The following is a 15703-nucleotide window of genomic DNA, read 5'->3' on the forward strand; positions in this document are numbered from 1 at the left end:
GGGTCTGACGGGGGACCGAAAGGACCTGAGGCTCCCGCAGGGATGGCGGCTTCGGGTTGGCGGGGAGCGGCAAGAGAGGACTGAACAACAATGGCTTACAAGATCGCAGTGGTCGGCGCGACCGGCAATGTCGGCCGCGAGATGCTCGACATTCTGGACGAGCGCGGCTTTCCGGCCCGCGAGGTCGTGCCTGTCGCCTCCCGCCGTTCGCAGGGCGTCGACGTCTCCTTCGGCGACCGGACGCTGACCTGCCAGGCCATCGACCATTTCGACTTCTCGGACGTCGACATCTGCCTGATGTCCGCCGGCGGTACCGTGTCCAAGGAGTGGTCGCCGAAGATCGCCGCCAAGGGCTGCGTCGTCATCGACAACTCCTCGGCCTGGCGTTACGACTCCGACGTGCCGCTGATCGTTCCGGAAGTGAATGCCGATGCCATCACCGGCTTCACCAAGAAGAACATCATCGCCAACCCGAACTGCTCGACCGCGCAGCTCGTCGTCGCGCTGAAGCCGCTGCACGATGCGGCCACCATTCGCCGTGTCGTCGTGTCCACCTACCAGTCGGTGTCCGGCGCGGGCAAGGACGGCATGGACGAGCTGTTCAACCAGACCCGCTCGGTCTTCGTGAACGATCCGATCACCCCGGAGAAGTTCACCAAGCGCATCGCCTTCAACGTCATCCCCCATATCGATGTCTTCATGGAGGACGGCTACACCAAGGAAGAGTGGAAGGTGCTGGCCGAGACCAAGAAGATGCTCGACCCGAAGATCAAGGTCACCTGCACCGCCGTGCGCGTGCCGGTGTTCATCGGCCATTCGGAGAGCGTCAACATCGAGTTCGAGCGCCCGATCACGGCCGAGGAGGCCCGCGACATCCTGCGTGAGGCGCCGGGTGTGCTCGTCGTCGACAAGCACGAGGATGGCGGCTACGTCACGCCCTACGAGAGCGCCGGCGAGGATGCGACCTATGTCAGCCGCATTCGCGAGGACGCCACGATCGAGAACGGGCTCAACATGTGGGTCGTTGCCGACAACCTGCGCAAGGGCGCGGCGCTGAACGCCGTGCAGATCGCCGAGGTTCTGGTCAATCGCGGCCTGATCACCCCGAAGAAGGTCGCCGCCTGAGGCATTCCTCCTTCCGATCCGTTTTCCGCGCGGCGCGGCCCCCTGGGGCCGCGCCGTTTTTCATCCACTCCCCGCAATCCTGACAGGGCTGGCCGCGCCGGACAAAAGCCGACAGACTGCCCGTCCAGAACATCATCCGGGGAGTGAGTGAGACGATGAACAGGACACCACCACTGGCATCGGCGCGCAGGATCGCCAGCGCCGCCCTTGCCGCCTGCCTCTTTTGGGCTGGGCCCGGCCTTGCCCAGACGGCAGCCCCCACCGCGCCGCAGCCCGCGCCGATCCTCTCCGGCTCGGACCGTTTCCACCCCGTACTCGCCCGCAGCGGCATGGTCGCCAGCCAGGAGGCGACCGCGACCCGCGTCGGCCGCGACATCCTCGCCGCCGGCGGCAATGCCGTAGATGCGGCGGTGGCGATGGGCTTCGCCCTCGCCGTGACTCTGCCGCGCGCCGGCAATATCGGCGGCGGCGGTTTCATGCTGGTCCACATGGCCGGTAGCGGCGAGACGCAGGCCCTCGACTATCGCGAGCTTGCCCCCGCCGCGGCCAGCCGGGACATGTTCCTCGATGCGGACGGCAATGCGGACAGCGAAAAGTCCCGCTACTCGGGTCTCGCCGTCGGCGTTCCCGGCACCGTTGCCGGCTTCCACACCGCCCATGCCCGCCACGGCAGCGGCCGCTTCAGCTTCGCCGACCTGATCGCGCCCGCCATCGCGCTTGCCCGCGACGGCTTCCCCGTTTCCGACGATCTCTCCGGGTCCCTGAAACAGGCCCATCCCCGCCTGTCGAAGGATCCTGCCGCGCTGGCGACCTTCTACAAGCCCGATGGCGGTTTCTATGAGCCCGGCGAGACCCTGCGCCAGCCGCAGCTCGCGGCAACGCTGCAGAAGATCGCCGACGAAGGCCCGGACGGCTTCTACAAGGGTCCGGTCGCGGAGGCGATTGCCGCAAGGGTCCGCGAAGGCGGCGGCGACATGACCGCTGACGACCTTGCCGCCTACGAGGCGAAATGGCGCACGCCTGTCTCCGGCACCTATCGCGGCTACGAGATCGTCTCCATGCCGCCCCCCTCCTCCGGCGGCGTGCATCTCGTGGAGATCCTCAACATGCTGGAGCCCTTCGACCTTGCCGCATCCGGCTCCGGTTCGGCGGCGACGCTCCATGTCATGGCCGAAGCGATGAAGCGGGCCTATGCGGACCGCTCGGAGTTCCTCGGCGATCCCGACTTCGTCGACATTCCGGTGAAGGGTCTGACCTCCAAGACCTACGCCGCCTCGCGGATGGCCGACTTCGACACGGCGAAGGCGACGCCCGCCGACGGGCTCTCTCCCGGCAAGCCGGCGCCTTACGAAAGCGAGGAGACCACGCACTATTCGGTGGTGGACGGACAGGGCAATGCGGTGTCGAACACCTACACGCTCAACTTCTCCTACGGCGTCGGCATGATGGCCGGCGATACCGGCATCCTGCTCAACAACGAGCTGGACGACTTCTCCGCCAAACCCGCCGTGCCGAACGCCTACGGCCTCATCGGCGGCGATGCCAATGCCGTCGCTCCGCGCAAGCGGCCACTCTCCTCGATGAGCCCGACGCTGGTCTTCCGCGATGGCCGGCTGGTGCTGGCCACCGGCTCGCCCGGCGGCAGCCGCATCATCACCACCGTGCTGCAGATCATCCTGAACGTGGTCGACCACGGCATGAACATCGCGGAGGCGACCGCCGCCCCGCGCATGCACCATCAATGGCTGCCGGACGAAATCCGTATCGAGGAAGGCTTCTCGCCGGACACGCTGGCGATCCTGCGTGAACGCGGCCACACGGTCGAGGAGCGCGCCACCATGGGCTCCACACAGTCGGTGATGGCGGTCGAGAACGGCCTTGCCGGTGCCTCGGACCCGCGGGTGCAGGGTGCGCTCGCCGCAGGCTACTAGGACAGCCGCAAATCGCCGGCGGGCTCAGCCCCGCCGGCGGGCCAGCGTCGCTGCCAGCAGCAGCACGTAGACGCCGCCGAGCAGCATCGGCAGCCCGTTGAGCCCGGCCGTATCGATGGCAAGACCGGAGATCGCCGGCCCGGCAAAACCGCCAACGCCCCACATCACGGCGAACCCGGCATTGCCAGCGATCAGCATGGCCCCGGTGAAGCGGCGGCCGAGCTCCATCAGCGCGATGGTGTAGACGCCATAGGCCGAGGATCCCCAGACGAAAAGCATGGCCCAGAGCGGCCACTTGGTTTCGATCAGCACGGGCAACAGGGCGGCACCGGCAATCGTCAGCAGGCACAGCACCACCATGACGAGGCGCGGTCCCCAGCGGTCGGCGACGGTCCCGATGGGCACCTGGAAGACGATGTTGCCGACGATCAGGACGGCAAGCGCCGTCGCCACCGCCGCCTCGTCGAGGCCATGCCCCAGGCCATAGATCGGGAACAGGGTCAGGATCGCCTGATCGAACGCGGCAGCGATTGCGGTAACCACCAGCAGGAACGGGATCAGAGGTGCGACGGTGCGGATCGACCCGGTTTCTCCGGCGGCAAACCGCGGCAGCCGATGGCGGATCGTGGCGATCAGCACCGCACATGTCAGACAGACCGCGATGCAGAGGAAGAACGGCGCGAGCGTTCGCGTGCCGGTAACGGCAAGCGTTGCCGGGCCGAGCGCAAAGCCGCCGGCGAGCGCCGTCGCATAGAGCCCGAGCATGCGCCCGCGGATCCGGTCGGGCGCCAGCTGGTTCACCCAGGTCTCGCTCGAGATGTAGAGCCCGTTGATGCCGACGCCGAGCAGGAAGCGCGCCGGAAACCACAGCCATAGCGACTGTATCATTCCGATCAGCGCGAACAGGACCGCAAGCAGCAGCGCGCAAGCAATCGCCAGCCGCGCCGCCCCGAAACGGATCGCCAGCTGCGGCACCAGGGGTGCGGACAGGATCAGGCCCAGCGCCATCATCGCGGCATTGCTGCCGATCAGCCAGGCCGGCGTTCCCTGCCGCTCCAGGATGAAGGACAGCAACGGATACGTCAGGCCCTGCGCAAGGCCGAACACGGCGATCAGCAACAAGACCACCGCGATCGCGGCCCGGTCGATCGTCTGCGGCGCACCGGGCAGATGCTCTGCCACCTCTGCCACCTGCGGCCGGTCGGGCACCGGGGCGGTCGGCGCCGGGATCAGGTCGGGTTTCTCGCGATCGTCGATCCCGCTCATGCGCTCCCGTCCGCCCTGCCGAGGTGATGCCGCATCGTCGTGACCGAGGCGAAGCCGAAAATCGGTCGCAGAAAGTCGAGCCGGCGCCGCCCCTCCTCCACGAATCCGCAACGCAGATACAGCGCCTTCGCCCGCGGATTGGTATCGACGACATCAAGCCTTACCGCGCGCTTTCCGGCGCGCCGGGCAATGGCCAGAATCTCGGCAAGCAGCGCGCTGCCGACACCGGCGCCGCGTGCTGCCTCCCCGACCGCGATGCCGTCCATCGCCAGCACGTCCTCGTCCTCTTCCTTGTCGAGAAGCGCGAGACCCGCAACCCGGATCGCCGTGCCCATCAGGCTGAAGCGCTCGCGGAAATGCCGCCATTTCGGCTCGAACAGCCCATGCCCGTCGAGGCGATAGCCGGCAATGCCGACGACGCGGCCGTCGATGATGGCGCTGACGCCGCGATCATGCTGCAGATGCGGCGCAAGGAATTCTGCCGCCGCATCCGCCGTTCCGAAGAACGGCCGCAGCTTCTGGAACAGCGCCTCGCAATAGATCCGCGTCGCCGAAAGCTCATCGCCGGGTCGCACATGGGAAAGCACGTTCATCGCCAGCTCCCGTCGCCTTGCCGTAATTTCACCCTGAGGTTGATCGGACAATTCGAGAGGTAATCGCCCTGCCGGGCCTTGCAAGAAAAATCGCATCGCAGGACATGAAACCGAAAGGCTTGCGCCCCGCGTCGCGGAGAATCAGGCTATCGGGGAGAGACGACAGCCTTTTGGGAAAGTGCTTCGGAACATGCCGGATATCGCCCCGCTCCTGGAATTCCTCGCCAGATCGCAGCTTGCCCGCGCGATGGCCGGCTCGGCAGACCTGCGCGAAGCCGCCGCGGCAACCCACCTTTTCGGGACATTGATGCTGATCGGCGCGGTGTTGCCGCTCAACCTGCGGCTGATCGGGTTCTGGCGCTCGGCCCCGCTTGCGGACCTTGCGCGCGTGCTCGGCCAGACGGCTTTTGTCGGCCTGCTGCTCGCCCTGGCCAGCGGCATCGCGCTGATGTCGACGCACCCTGTCGCGATTGCCGGCGACCCCGCCTTCCAGGCAAAGGCCGTCCTTCTTGCCGCGCTCGCCGTCAATGCCTTGCTGCTGCGGCTGGTCCCGGCCTGGCGCCTGCTGGACCAGGTCGACTCGCGCGGCACTATCTCGCGCTTCCGCCTGGCCGGCGTGCTGTCGCTCGTCCTGTGGGGTGGGGTCCTGGCCCTGATGCGCTGGCCCGGCCTGATCTGAGGGCCGCAGACGCCGCCAGGCCGTGACCTGCCCTACTGGGCGCGGCGATAGATGCCGGTATTCACCACCGACCCCTGTCCGGGCACCTCGACGCTCTGCTCCACTTCCAGGCTCTGCCCGTCGTCGGACAGGCGCCGCCGCGCCGTCATCAGGGTGAGATTGCCGCGCTTGGCCTCCGAGGTCAGCGTTTGCTCGTCCTCGAAATAGAGCAGCAGCCGGTCGGCGAGCCCGCTTTCCGACAGCCGCGCCCCCGGCGCTCCCGGCACGCCGGTGATCTCGCCGGAGATCTCCTCGCCGCTCGCCGAAATGATCGACATGCGGATGGTCACCAGGCCGAATTCCTCATCGATCCGGCAGGTCGCCGCCTGCGGCAGGTCGCTCTGGTCGAATTCGCTCTCGTCCAGGTCGAGGATCCAGGTTCCGAGAAAAGGGCCAATCTGCTCGCTGCTCATCGCTGCATTCCGCTTTGTGACGTTTCGCACCGGATCGTGACCCGGCGACCGCTTGCGCGACCTTGTAGCCGCGTTTACCAACCCTGTCATCGCCCCGCCCCTCCTCCGCCGCCGCGGAGCCTCTCCAGCCGGAGCCCCGCCCGTGACCTCGTCCGCCACCTCCACGCTCGTGCTTACCGGTGCCAATCGCGGCATCGGACTGGAACTCGCCCGCCGCTTCCTCGCCGCGGGCGGATGGCGCATCCATGCAGGCTGCCGCGCGCCGGAAAGCGCCGATGCGCTTGCAGAGCTCGCCAGTGCTCATCCGGACCGCTTGGTCGTCCATCCTCTCGAGGTGACGGATGCCGCATCGGTCTCCGCCTTCGCGCAGGCGCTCGGCGACACGCCGGTCGATCTGCTGCTCAACAATGCCGGCATGCTCAATCCGCACCAGACGCTCGACGATCTCGATTTCGATGCCTGGGAGCGCGAGCTGCAGGTGAACACGCTCGCCCCGATGCGCATGGCGCTGGCACTGCGCCCGCAGCTGCGGCGCGCCGCCAACCCGCGCATCGTCACGATTTCCAGCCAGATGGGCTCCCTCGCCCGTCCGCGGAGCGGCAGCTACGCCTATCGCAGCTCCAAGGCGGCGGTGAACAAGGCCATGCAGGGGCTCGCGCTCGACCTTCACGGCGAAGGCATCTGCGTCGTCGTGATGCATCCCGGGTGGGTCCGCACGGACATGGGCGGCGCCAGCGCCGAGATCGATCCGCAGGAGAGCGCCGCCGGCATCTTTTCCGTCGCGACCAAGCTCACCCTGGCCGATACCGGCCGCTTCCTGCAGTGGAACGGCGAAGAGCACCCCTGGTAGGGCGGCCGGCTCAGGCGGCAGCGGCAGCAGCCGCCCGCCGCTCCGCCATCCGGTCGACGACGAGATCCGTCAGCCCGGCCGCAGCCCACATGGCAAACAGCGTCGCCCAGGCGGTCAGCGCAAAGATCGACCCGCCGGTGACGCCCGCGCCCACGGCGCAGCCGCCGGCCAGCATGCCGCCGAACCCCATCAGGACGGCGCCGACGATGTAGCGGCGCATCGAGTGGCCGTCATGGAAGCCCTGCAGCCGCCATTCGCCGGCCAGCAGCGCGGCCAGCGCCGCCCCGGCGAAAACGCCCGGCACGAGGCCGATGTCGAAGTCGAGCGCCTCGCCCGGGGGCGTCAGCACAAGCATCAAGGTGTCGGCGGACGGCCCGGTGAAGGTCATGCTCTTCACCGTCATCGGCTCGAATGCCTGTCCTGCGAGCTGGTAGGTGAACCACCAGCCGGCCGCCACCGTCGCTCCCACCCCGGCAGCTCCGATCCAGCCCGAAAGGGACAGGCCGGCGCGAAAGGCGAAGACCATCGTCCCGGCGATGAACAGCAGGCCGATCCAGAGCCCTGCCTCGGGCGGCAGCTTCAGCAACAGCAGCAGATCGAGCGCCTCGCGCCCGCTGACGGTCCACATCCCGGCGATCCGGTCGCGCAGCGGCGAGAGGATGCCGTGGATCGAGGCTTCCGCCGCCACCGCGAAGATCAGTCCGGAGAGCAAGGCGCGAAGATTGCCCGTGGCCGAAAGCACCAGCAGCCGGCTGGCGCAGCCGCGTGCGAGCACCATGCCGATCCCGAACAGCGCACCTCCTGCAATCGCGCCGGACAGAGACCCGTGCGCCGCGAACTGCCGCGCCTCTGACACGTCGAGCGCTCCGGAAAAGATCAGCCATTGGGTCAGCAGGACCGCGCAGGAGAAGGTCACCAGCCACGTCGCGACCTTGATGCCAATGCTGCCGCGGGCGAACTCCACGGCCGCCGCCCGCAGGCAGAACCGGCTGCGCTGCGCAAAGGCGCCGAAGGCCATCCCGATCAGCAGCCCGCCGAGCGCCGAGGTCTCCGCCTCGCCGAGGGTCTCCAGAAGGCTGGTCATGTCCATTGCCGCGTCTCCAGGTCGTCCGGACACCCGCCCGGCCTCTCCATATTCGCATCCATGAATACATCGAACGCGCCTCGCCGACCTTGACCTTGCTCAAGCTTTCGCGCGGCTTCGCGCGCCGCGCTTGTCCGTTTCGGCGATGCCGACTAACAAGAGCGGATCAGCAAGGGCGGGGCGAGAGATGACAACCGGAGAAAGGCAGCAGGCGGAAGCCGCCGGAGCAAGCGGACAAGACCCGGTCTGCATGCGGATCTGGGGCGGGCTCGGCAACCAGATGTTCCAGTATGCTGCCGGTCATGCGCTGGCAAAGCGCCTCGGCGTCGAACTGCTTGTCGACCCGCTCGATCTCGACTTCGCCCATGCCGCCTTCGGTCTCGACCTGTTCGGCCTTTCCCCGCGCATCTGGCAGCCGGACACCGGCTCCCTGAAGGCGCGGCTGCTCGGCGCGCTGGGGCGCGGCGAGGGCAAGAAGCGGCAGAAGCTCTGGCCGGGGCCGAGCTATTTCCAGAAGGACTTCTGCCACGGCGATGAAGTCTTCTCGCTCGGGGCTGGTACCTATCTTGCCGGCTATTTCCAGTCCGAGCAGTTCTTCGCCGACTGCCGCGAGGAGATCCGTTCCCTGTTCTCGCTCGACCACGTCGCGGCGACCATCGACCCTGCCCGCCTGGCGCTCGCCGACGCCCCCGCCAGCGTCTCGCTGCATGTACGGCGCGGCGACTATGCCGCCAACGCCAAGACCACCGCCACCCACGGCCTGCTCGGCGCGGAGCACTACATGCGCGCGGCCGGGCTGATGGCGCAGCTGGTGCCGGACGCGACCTGGCTGATCTTTTCCGACGATATCGCGGCGGCTGACGAGCTGACGCGCGACCTGCCTCGCCGCACCCTCGTCGAGGGACAGAGCCGCGAGCAGGATCTGCACCTGATGAGCCGCTGCGCCCACCATGTCATCGCCAATTCCAGCTTCAGCTGGTGGGGTGCCTGGCTCGGCCGCAACCCGGACCGCCATGTCATCGCGCCGCGAAAGTGGTTCGCCCGCGACGAGCTGCGCCGGGTCTATGTCGACGAACTCTTCCCCTCCGGCTGGATTCTCGTCTGAGAAACAGGTACTCCCCTGACGGAAACAGGCCTCTTGCGGGCCAGGACACGGGGACCTGCGCGCTCATGAAACTCTGCGTCGCCATCTGCACGAGAGAACGGCCGAAGATGCTGCGGGCGTGCCTTGCCTCCGTCTGCGCGCAGTCGGTTCCGGACTGGGTGCAGGCAGAGATCGTCGTGGTGGAGAACCACGACCGCGAGACCTCCCGCCATGTCGCGGAAGAGGTGGCGGCGGAGACCGGCTGGGCCATCCACTACGTGCTGGAACCCGAGCTCGGCATTCCCTTCGCCCGCGATCGCTGCGGCACCTTTGCCGAGAGCGCCGGTTTCGACCGGGTACTCTATATCGATGACGACGAGATCGCCCATGCCGGCTGGCTCGAGACCATGGCCGAGGCGACCCGCGTGCTTCCCGCCGAGGTCCACTACGGCCGCGTTCTCTACACCTGGCCGCCCGAGACCCCCTCCTGGATGGTCCCCGAACAGGTCAACAAGCGCCCGTCCGGCACCGTTCTGACCAAGGCCGAGGGGCACAACACGCTGGTCGAGACGAAGGTGTTTCGCGCGCGCGAGGCCGGTGGCTTCGGCCTGCATTTCGACGGTTCCATGCGCTTTACCGGCGGCAGCGACACGGATTTCTTCACCCGCGTCCACGATGCGGGCGGGCGCATTGTCTGGATCCCGGATGCGCTGGTGGAAGAACTCGTTCCGGTCAATCGCACGACGCTGCGCTGGCAGCTGAACCGCACCTTCCGCGTCGCCGGCAACATCTCGCGCCTGCACGAAAAGCGCGCCGGCAAGCAGAAAGCCGCCCTCCGCAGCCTGCTGAAGGGCCTCGGCCGGATTGTCGGCGGCACCTTCCTGTTCATTCCCGCCGCCGCCAGCTTCGCCGTCTCGCCCGAGGGCGGGCGCCGTCGCGCCTTCAAGGCCGCCAAGCAGATCGCCTCCGGCCTCGGCTCCCTCGCCTATCTCGCCGGCCACCAGCAGCAGCCCTACGCCAAGGTCGATGGCGGCTGACGCCACCGCCGAAGACAGAACCATCGGTCATGAGCGACTTCTTCCGTTTCCCCTCCACTCCGCACCTTGCATGGCTGGGCGACAGAAGCGCACTACGCGATGACAAACTGCTGAGTGCAGAGCAGGCCGATGCCCTGTTGGCTCGACCTGTTGTGGTGGAAGAGAAGCTGGATGGCGCCAATCTCGGCCTGTCCCTGGATGCAGACGGCAACCTGCGCGCCCAGAACCGCGGCCAATATCTCGCCGAGCCCTATGGCGGACAGTTCTCCCGCCTTTCGGCGTGGCTCGGGCAGCACGGCCAGGCTCTAAGGAGCGTCCTGAAACCGGATTTGATATTGTTCGGCGAATGGTGTGCGGCGCGGCACTCGCTCGACTACGGCGCCTTGCCCGACTGGTTCCTTGCCTTCGATGTCTATGATGGTGCCAGCGGAAACTTCTGGAGCGCGCAGCAGCGAAATTCGCTGGCCGCGGAAGCCGGACTGACCGTCGTTCCCCGCATCCTCGAAGGACACACCTCACTGCCCGACCTGCTACGCCTCGTCGCCGAGACCCCAAGCCGCTATCGCACCGGTCAGCCGCTTGAGGGCGTGGTGGTTCGCCAAGACGCAGCGCTGACCTGCGAAGCGAAAGCCAAATTGGTGCGAGCCGATTTCGCTCAAGCTATCGAAGAGCACTGGCGCAGCCGCGCCATCGAGTGGAACTCGGTCGACTATACCCTGCGCGATTGAAGCGGTTGCCCGAGCAGCGATACGACCGTTTCGCTGGCACATGAGCCGGCGGTTAGCCGTCTGTAGGCTCTTTCCTGCCCAGCAGCCGCTTGCGGAAGGCGGGATCCGGCAGGGCGCACATGTCACCGCGCCCGAACAGGGCATAGCGGTTGCGGGCCAGCCATCCGTAGAGCCGGTCGCGCAGCGGCCGCGGCAGCACGAGGAAAACCGCCGTCAGCCGGCCCCAGCCGCCGAAGCTGCGACCGGCATGGATGATGGCTTCGAAGTCCGCATGCGCCACGCCGCGATCGATGAAAAGCCATGTCGAAGGATCGTCGGGCGCCAGCCCGTAATGCTCCAGCAGCGCCGCGCCGAGCGGGGTCTGGACCGGGCAGATGCGAACCCGTCCCGACCGGTCGAGCCGATGGATCATCCGTGCGCCCCAGCTGCAGACGGCGCATTCGGCATCCATCACCGCCAGCGGATCCGTATCGTCGAACGGCGGCACACGAGGATCGCTGCGGAAGGAAAACGGGTCTCTCGCCTGTCGCACCGACATCCGCCCTGTCCCCCGGTTGCCCGCTAGTCCTCGGTGCGGCCGTCGTCCGGACGGTCGTGCGCGTAGCGGTGTTTCAGCGGAAACTCCGGCAGCCAGGCTTCCCGCCGCACGGTCCACAATTCGTAGGTCGGCGTGAACTGGTCCGGCGCGTCGAGCGCACCGAGATTGATAATCACCTCGTCCTCGCTACGCCCGAAAACGGGCGATCCGCAGCGCGGACAGAAAAACCGGCCCTGATAGTCTGCGGCCTCTCCCTCGGTGGTCACCGCATCCGCCGGAAAGATCGCCGAGGCGTGAAACAGCGAGCCATGGTTCTTGCGACAGTCGAGACAGTGGCACAGACCGACGCGATAGGGGCGCCCCCTTGCCACGAACCGCAGATCGCCGCAAAGGCATCCGCCGGTGTGCTGTTCCATCACCCGTCTCCCATTTGTCCGGTGCGCCCTGCCCGCCGTCCTAGTCGACCACCAGCTTCAGCGGTGTGCCGGCCGGGATCGCCTGCCCCGGCGGGGTCTGGTTGAGGATCGAGAACAGCTCCAGCCGGCGGGCGGGCTCCACCCCGCTCATGCCGACAGCCAGCCGCTCCGGCGTGTCGCCGGCGTCGGCCCGGATCACCTTGATCCGCAGCGGCCGCAGCCGAGCGACTTCCGTCGGTGTCAGCTGGCGGAAGCTCTTCACCGTCGCCTCGTAGTCGCGGGTGAATTCCTCGCCGCCCGAGCGGGACGCGAAGATGAAGCGGTAACCGGTGCGCCCGATACGCACCACGGCGATGCGGAAGGACCAGCCCTCGGTCACAGCCGAGGCCGTGACCGCCGCCAACCCGTTCACCGTCTCCTCGCGCACGCTGTCGCGGATAAGACCGTTGATCCAGCCGCTGGTCATGTAGGCGGTCAGCGAGGGGAAATCGGTCAGGTCCGCGCCGTCGAAGCGCAGCGCCGTACCGTTCGGATTGCTGGCAAGAACCGCCTCCGGCGAGTTCTCGAGAATATAGCCCGGCGGCGCGGTGAAGCTGATGCCCAGCGCCTTGTGCAGGAACGACCGGCCGCGGATATAGCCCTCCAGCGGATCGTCGCCGTAGAGCATGCCGTCGATCTTGGTCAGATACGCATCGCGGTCGCGCTCGCCGAGACCGGGAGCACCGATCTGCCGTGCGGCACGCACCGCCGTCTGCACGCGCTCCGGTGTCGTCGGGTGCGAGGACAGGAAGTCGGGCGCGCCCTTGCCCGCACCCTGTGCGGACTGGAAGGCGGCGAACTGGCCCATGGCGGTCAGGAACCGCGCGGCGGCGAAGGGATCGTAGCGCGCCTTGGCCAGGGTGCGTACGCCGACGGCATCCGCTTCCAGCTCCTGGATCTGCGAGAAACGCGCGAAAGACAGCTGCGAGGAGACGATGGCCGCCCGCTGCTGGTCCGGGTCGCGCACCACATTGCCCAGCACCCGGCCGGCAAGCTCCGTCGCCTCGGCCCGCTGCTGGCGCTTGATCGCATGGCTCGCAGTGACATGCGCCATCTCGTGCGCCAGCACCGCCGCCACTTCGGACGTATCGGTCGCCAGCGCCAGCAGGCCGCGCGTCACATAGAGATAGCCGCCCGGCAAGGCGAAGGCATTGACCGCCGGCGAGTTCAGGATGGTGATCCGGTAGCTCTGCGAGGGATCGTCGGAGGCCTCGACCAACCGGCCGACCACCTGCGCCACGGCGCGTTCCGCGCCGCGATCCTCATAGACGCCGCCATAGGTCGCCACCACGCGCGGATGCTCGCGCGCGCCCAGATCGTTGGAAATGCCGGGCCGCAACGTGCCGGGTGCCGGCGTGCCGATCTCGATCGGCGACGACCCGGAAAACTGGCAAGCGGAAACGACCAGCGCCGCGGTGAAAACCACCGCGAGCCGGAGAGGATGCGCCGTCCGGCGCCGAACCAGACGCGCTGCTGTTCTGGACAAGCTGTTCACCGCCGATCGCCATTCCTGTCGAGCCGCTCGATCTGCGCAGGATGCACCAGGTCGATGGACGGACCGCCCGCCTGCCGCACCATGCCGCGCAGGCGAATAGCTGCCCCGTCAAGGGACGTGACGTCAAGCCCGGCATCCGCGAAGGCAGCCTTGCGCTCTGCGCTGATCGTCGCAGTGAAGTCGCGGCTCCAGCGGCCGCCGAAATTCAGGTAGACCATCGAGCGGGTCTCTCCGACAGATATCACCCGGCCCGCCACGAGAGTGTAGCGGCCGGTGCGCTCGGACAGCGCTTCAGGATCATGCGCCGACCACACCCGCTCATGCGCCCACAGGCCGGCCTTGCGCTGGCGCGCTGCGGTCTCTTCCTTCAGAAGGTGGGCAAGACAGTCGCGCCCGGCAAGCCTCGGCTCGACGACTGCCTGTCCCTGTCGCACCAGTTCGCGGGCAAGCCAGCGATCTCCGGGGGAAACCACCAAGTGGCCGGGGCGGCGCTGCCAGCGGTCCGTTTCCTTGCCCAGCGCCACGAACCGCACGCCCGCCGCACCGGTGTCGCCGGTTGCATCCGTACCCGCGATATCATCGACGACCAGTGACACCAGCTCCGCCTGTCGCAGCAGGCCGCCGGTCGACGTCCGCCACACATGCGGTTCGCCCGGCTCGGCCCGTGCTTCCAACGTTTCCGTGGCCGCATCGTTCCTACAAGCCTCAGGAAGTCCGTTCTCGTCGGCATTCGCCGCAGGAACGCTTCCCCAGACGCTGACGCCAGCACCAAGCATCAAGGCGCAAACGACCGCTCCCACGCCGTGAGGCGCGGGCCATGCCGCCATTGCAGTGTCGCTGCGCATCGCCATGATTGCGGGGCGTGTCTCCCGATGCTCGGTCCCGGTGCCGGACCGGATTCATCTTGCCGGAAATGGTGGCGGGAAAATGTCGCAGGCTCGCCCTCACGCCGCCAGCGCATCCTCCAGCGCACCGGACAGCTTGTCGACGATTTCGCCGATCTGGGCGTCTTCCAGGATGAACGGCGGTGCCAGCAGCACATGGTCCCCCTGCCGGCCATCGAGCGTCCCGCCCATCGGGTAGCAGACGAGGCCGCGCGCGAAGGCCGCCTTCTTCAGCACCGCGTTCAGCCGCCGCTCGGGCGAAAAGGGCGCCTTGCTCTCCCGGTCCTCGACCAGCTCGAGCCCCAGGAACAACCCGCGGCCGCGAATGTCGCCGACATGCGGATGCTGGCCGAACCGGTCGACAAGAGCGCCCATGAGCCGCTCGCCCATCTCGGCCGACCGCGCGACGAGCCCCCGGTCGACCAGGGCACTGACCACAGCGTGGCCGGCGGCGGCCGCTGCCGGATGGCCGATATAGGTGTGTCCGTGCTGGAAGAAGCCCGAGCCCTCCTCGATGGCGCGGTAGATGCGCCCGCTCGCCAGCATCGCGCCGATCGGCTGGTAACCGGCACCGAGCCCCTTGGCGATGCACAGGATGTCCGGCGCCACCCCATCCGCGTCGCAGGCGAACAGATGCCCCGTGCGGCCCATGCCGCACATCACCTCGTCGAGGATGAGAAGCACGCCGTACCGGTCGCAGATCTCGCGGATGCGGCGGAAGTAGCCCGGGACAGCAGGAACCGCGCCGAGCGTCGCGCCCACCACCGGTTCGGCGATGAAGGCTGCCACCGTCTCGGGACCGCGGGCCAGGATCTCGGCCTCCAGCTCGTCGGCAACGCGCAAGCCGTAGGCCTCCTCGCTCTCGCCATCCTCCTGGCCGCGATAGGCGTAGCAGGGCGAGATATGCGACATGTCGACCAGCAGCGGCGCAAACGGCTCCCGGCGCCACATGTTGCCGCCGGCGGACAGCGCACCCAGCGTGTTGCCATGATAGCTCTGCCGGCGGGCGATGATACGCGCGCGCGACGGCTCGCCGTTCTCGATGTGGAACTGCCGCGCCAGCTTGATCGCCGCCTCGGTCGCCTCAGACCCGCCGGAGACGAGATAGACCCGCTCCAGACCGGCCGGCGCATGGGCGATCAGCAGATCGGCGAGCTTCTCCGCCGGCTCGCTGGTGAAAAAGCCGGTATGGGCGAAGGCGATGGCATCGAGCTGCGCCTTGATCGCCTCGGTCACCTCCCGGTCGGAATGCCCGAGGCACGAGACCGCCGCCCCGCCCGAGGCGTCGAGATAGCGCTTGCCGGTCTCGTCGATGATGTAGCAACCGTCGCCGGCAACGGCGCGCGGCGGGCGCATGGCGGTATGGCGGGGGAAAATATGAGACATGGCAAGGCGTTCCCGGCGGATCGATCCCGAATGCGGTCCGGCGCCATGGCCCGAACAGGCTCGGCCCGACCGCTTCACGACAATAGGAAGCCCGCGCCGCCTTGGCCAGCCATTCC

Annotated in this window: 16 protein-coding genes; 7 read left to right on the forward strand and 9 right to left on the reverse strand. The window is 67.8% G+C overall.

The window, feature by feature from the left end; translation table 11 throughout:
• The first annotated feature begins 90 nt into the window (after nt 1–90).
• Together H7H34_RS20970 and ggt are read left to right on the forward strand one after the other, a co-directional pair.
• Nucleotides 91–1125 carry an aspartate-semialdehyde dehydrogenase gene (locus tag H7H34_RS20970; RefSeq protein WP_120269949.1) on the forward strand — a complete coding sequence of 345 codons (1035 nt, stop codon included), beginning with the start codon at nt 91–93 and terminating at the stop codon, nt 1123–1125.
• 155 nt (nt 1126–1280) lie between these two features.
• A complete protein-coding gene (ggt, locus tag H7H34_RS20975; RefSeq protein WP_185926330.1) occupies nt 1281–3056 on the forward strand; it encodes a gamma-glutamyltransferase in 1776 nt (591 codons plus the stop codon).
• A 24-nt stretch (nt 3057–3080) separates the two neighbouring features.
• Here ggt and H7H34_RS20980 read toward each other — a convergent pair whose 3' ends face one another.
• The gene (locus tag H7H34_RS20980) at nt 3081–4322 is read right to left on the reverse strand and encodes an MFS transporter (RefSeq protein ID WP_185926331.1); all 1242 of its coding nucleotides are present in this window, start codon (nt 4320–4322) and stop codon (nt 3081–3083) included.
• Nucleotides 4319–4915, reverse strand: coding sequence for a GNAT family N-acetyltransferase (locus H7H34_RS20985; protein ID WP_158592732.1), 597 nt, complete (start codon nt 4913–4915; stop codon nt 4319–4321). Before H7H34_RS20985 ends, H7H34_RS20980 begins: the two co-directional genes overlap by 4 nt.
• A 190-nt stretch (nt 4916–5105) precedes the next feature.
• Here H7H34_RS20985 and H7H34_RS20990 point away from each other — a divergent pair, with 190 nt between their 5' ends.
• Nucleotides 5106–5594 (forward strand): hypothetical protein, encoded by a 489-nt coding sequence (locus H7H34_RS20990; protein ID WP_185926332.1) that lies wholly within the window; start codon nt 5106–5108, stop codon nt 5592–5594.
• A 32-nt stretch (nt 5595–5626) separates the two neighbouring features.
• On the opposite strand, the gene H7H34_RS20995 is transcribed toward H7H34_RS20990, so the two are convergent.
• Complete coding sequence (locus H7H34_RS20995; protein ID WP_067224488.1) at nt 5627–6046, reverse strand: hypothetical protein; 420 nt, start codon at nt 6044–6046, stop codon at nt 5627–5629.
• Between the two features lie 142 nt (nt 6047–6188).
• Between H7H34_RS20995 and H7H34_RS21000 the strand changes: the two genes are divergently transcribed.
• Nucleotides 6189–6896 (forward strand): SDR family oxidoreductase, encoded by a 708-nt coding sequence (locus H7H34_RS21000; RefSeq protein WP_185926333.1) that lies wholly within the window; start codon nt 6189–6191, stop codon nt 6894–6896.
• Nucleotides 6897–6906: 10 nt separating this feature from the next.
• Here the strand turns inward: H7H34_RS21000 and H7H34_RS21005 are convergent, their stop codons facing one another.
• Nucleotides 6907–7986, reverse strand: coding sequence for a YeeE/YedE family protein (locus tag H7H34_RS21005; protein WP_185926334.1), 1080 nt, complete (start codon nt 7984–7986; stop codon nt 6907–6909).
• A 244-nt stretch (nt 7987–8230) separates the two neighbouring features.
• Between H7H34_RS21005 and H7H34_RS21010 the strand changes: the two genes are divergently transcribed.
• From H7H34_RS21010 to H7H34_RS21020, 3 genes are all read left to right on the forward strand, one after another.
• Entirely contained in the window at nt 8231–9085 is an 855-nt protein-coding gene (locus tag H7H34_RS21010) for an alpha-1,2-fucosyltransferase (RefSeq protein WP_185926335.1), read from the forward strand.
• 65 nt (nt 9086–9150) lie between these two features.
• Nucleotides 9151–10101 (forward strand): glycosyltransferase family 2 protein, encoded by a 951-nt coding sequence (locus tag H7H34_RS21015; RefSeq protein WP_185926336.1) that lies wholly within the window; start codon nt 9151–9153, stop codon nt 10099–10101.
• A gap of 29 nt (nt 10102–10130) precedes the next feature.
• A complete protein-coding gene (locus H7H34_RS21020; RefSeq protein WP_185926337.1) occupies nt 10131–10829 on the forward strand; it encodes an RNA ligase family protein in 699 nt (232 codons plus the stop codon).
• Nucleotides 10830–10881: 52 nt separating this feature from the next.
• Here the strand turns inward: H7H34_RS21020 and H7H34_RS21025 are convergent, their stop codons facing one another.
• The 5 genes from H7H34_RS21025 to H7H34_RS21045 all read right to left on the reverse strand — a co-directional run bounded on the left by H7H34_RS21025 (nt 10882) and on the right by H7H34_RS21045 (nt 15587).
• Entirely contained in the window at nt 10882–11367 is a 486-nt protein-coding gene (locus tag H7H34_RS21025; protein WP_185926338.1) for a thiol-disulfide oxidoreductase DCC family protein, read from the reverse strand.
• 23 nt (nt 11368–11390) lie between these two features.
• The gene (locus H7H34_RS21030) at nt 11391–11783 is read right to left on the reverse strand and encodes a GFA family protein (protein WP_185926339.1); all 393 of its coding nucleotides are present in this window, start codon (nt 11781–11783) and stop codon (nt 11391–11393) included.
• A 40-nt stretch (nt 11784–11823) separates the two neighbouring features.
• Complete coding sequence (locus H7H34_RS21035) at nt 11824–13308, reverse strand: M48 family metalloprotease (RefSeq protein ID WP_209006278.1); 1485 nt, start codon at nt 13306–13308, stop codon at nt 11824–11826.
• 5 nt (nt 13309–13313) lie between these two features.
• Nucleotides 13314–14096: a thermonuclease family protein gene (locus H7H34_RS21040; protein WP_209006279.1), complete on the reverse strand. Its 783-nt coding sequence runs from the start codon at nt 14094–14096 to the stop codon at nt 13314–13316.
• Nucleotides 14097–14261: 165 nt separating this feature from the next.
• Nucleotides 14262–15587, reverse strand: a complete 1326-nt coding sequence (locus H7H34_RS21045) for an aspartate aminotransferase family protein (RefSeq protein WP_185926342.1) — start codon at nt 15585–15587, stop codon at nt 14262–14264.
• Nucleotides 15588–15703: the final 116 nt, after the last annotated feature.

Origin of the sequence: Stappia sp. 28M-7 (genome assembly GCF_014252955.1) — a bacterium.
GTDB lineage: Bacteria > Pseudomonadota > Alphaproteobacteria > Rhizobiales > Stappiaceae > Stappia.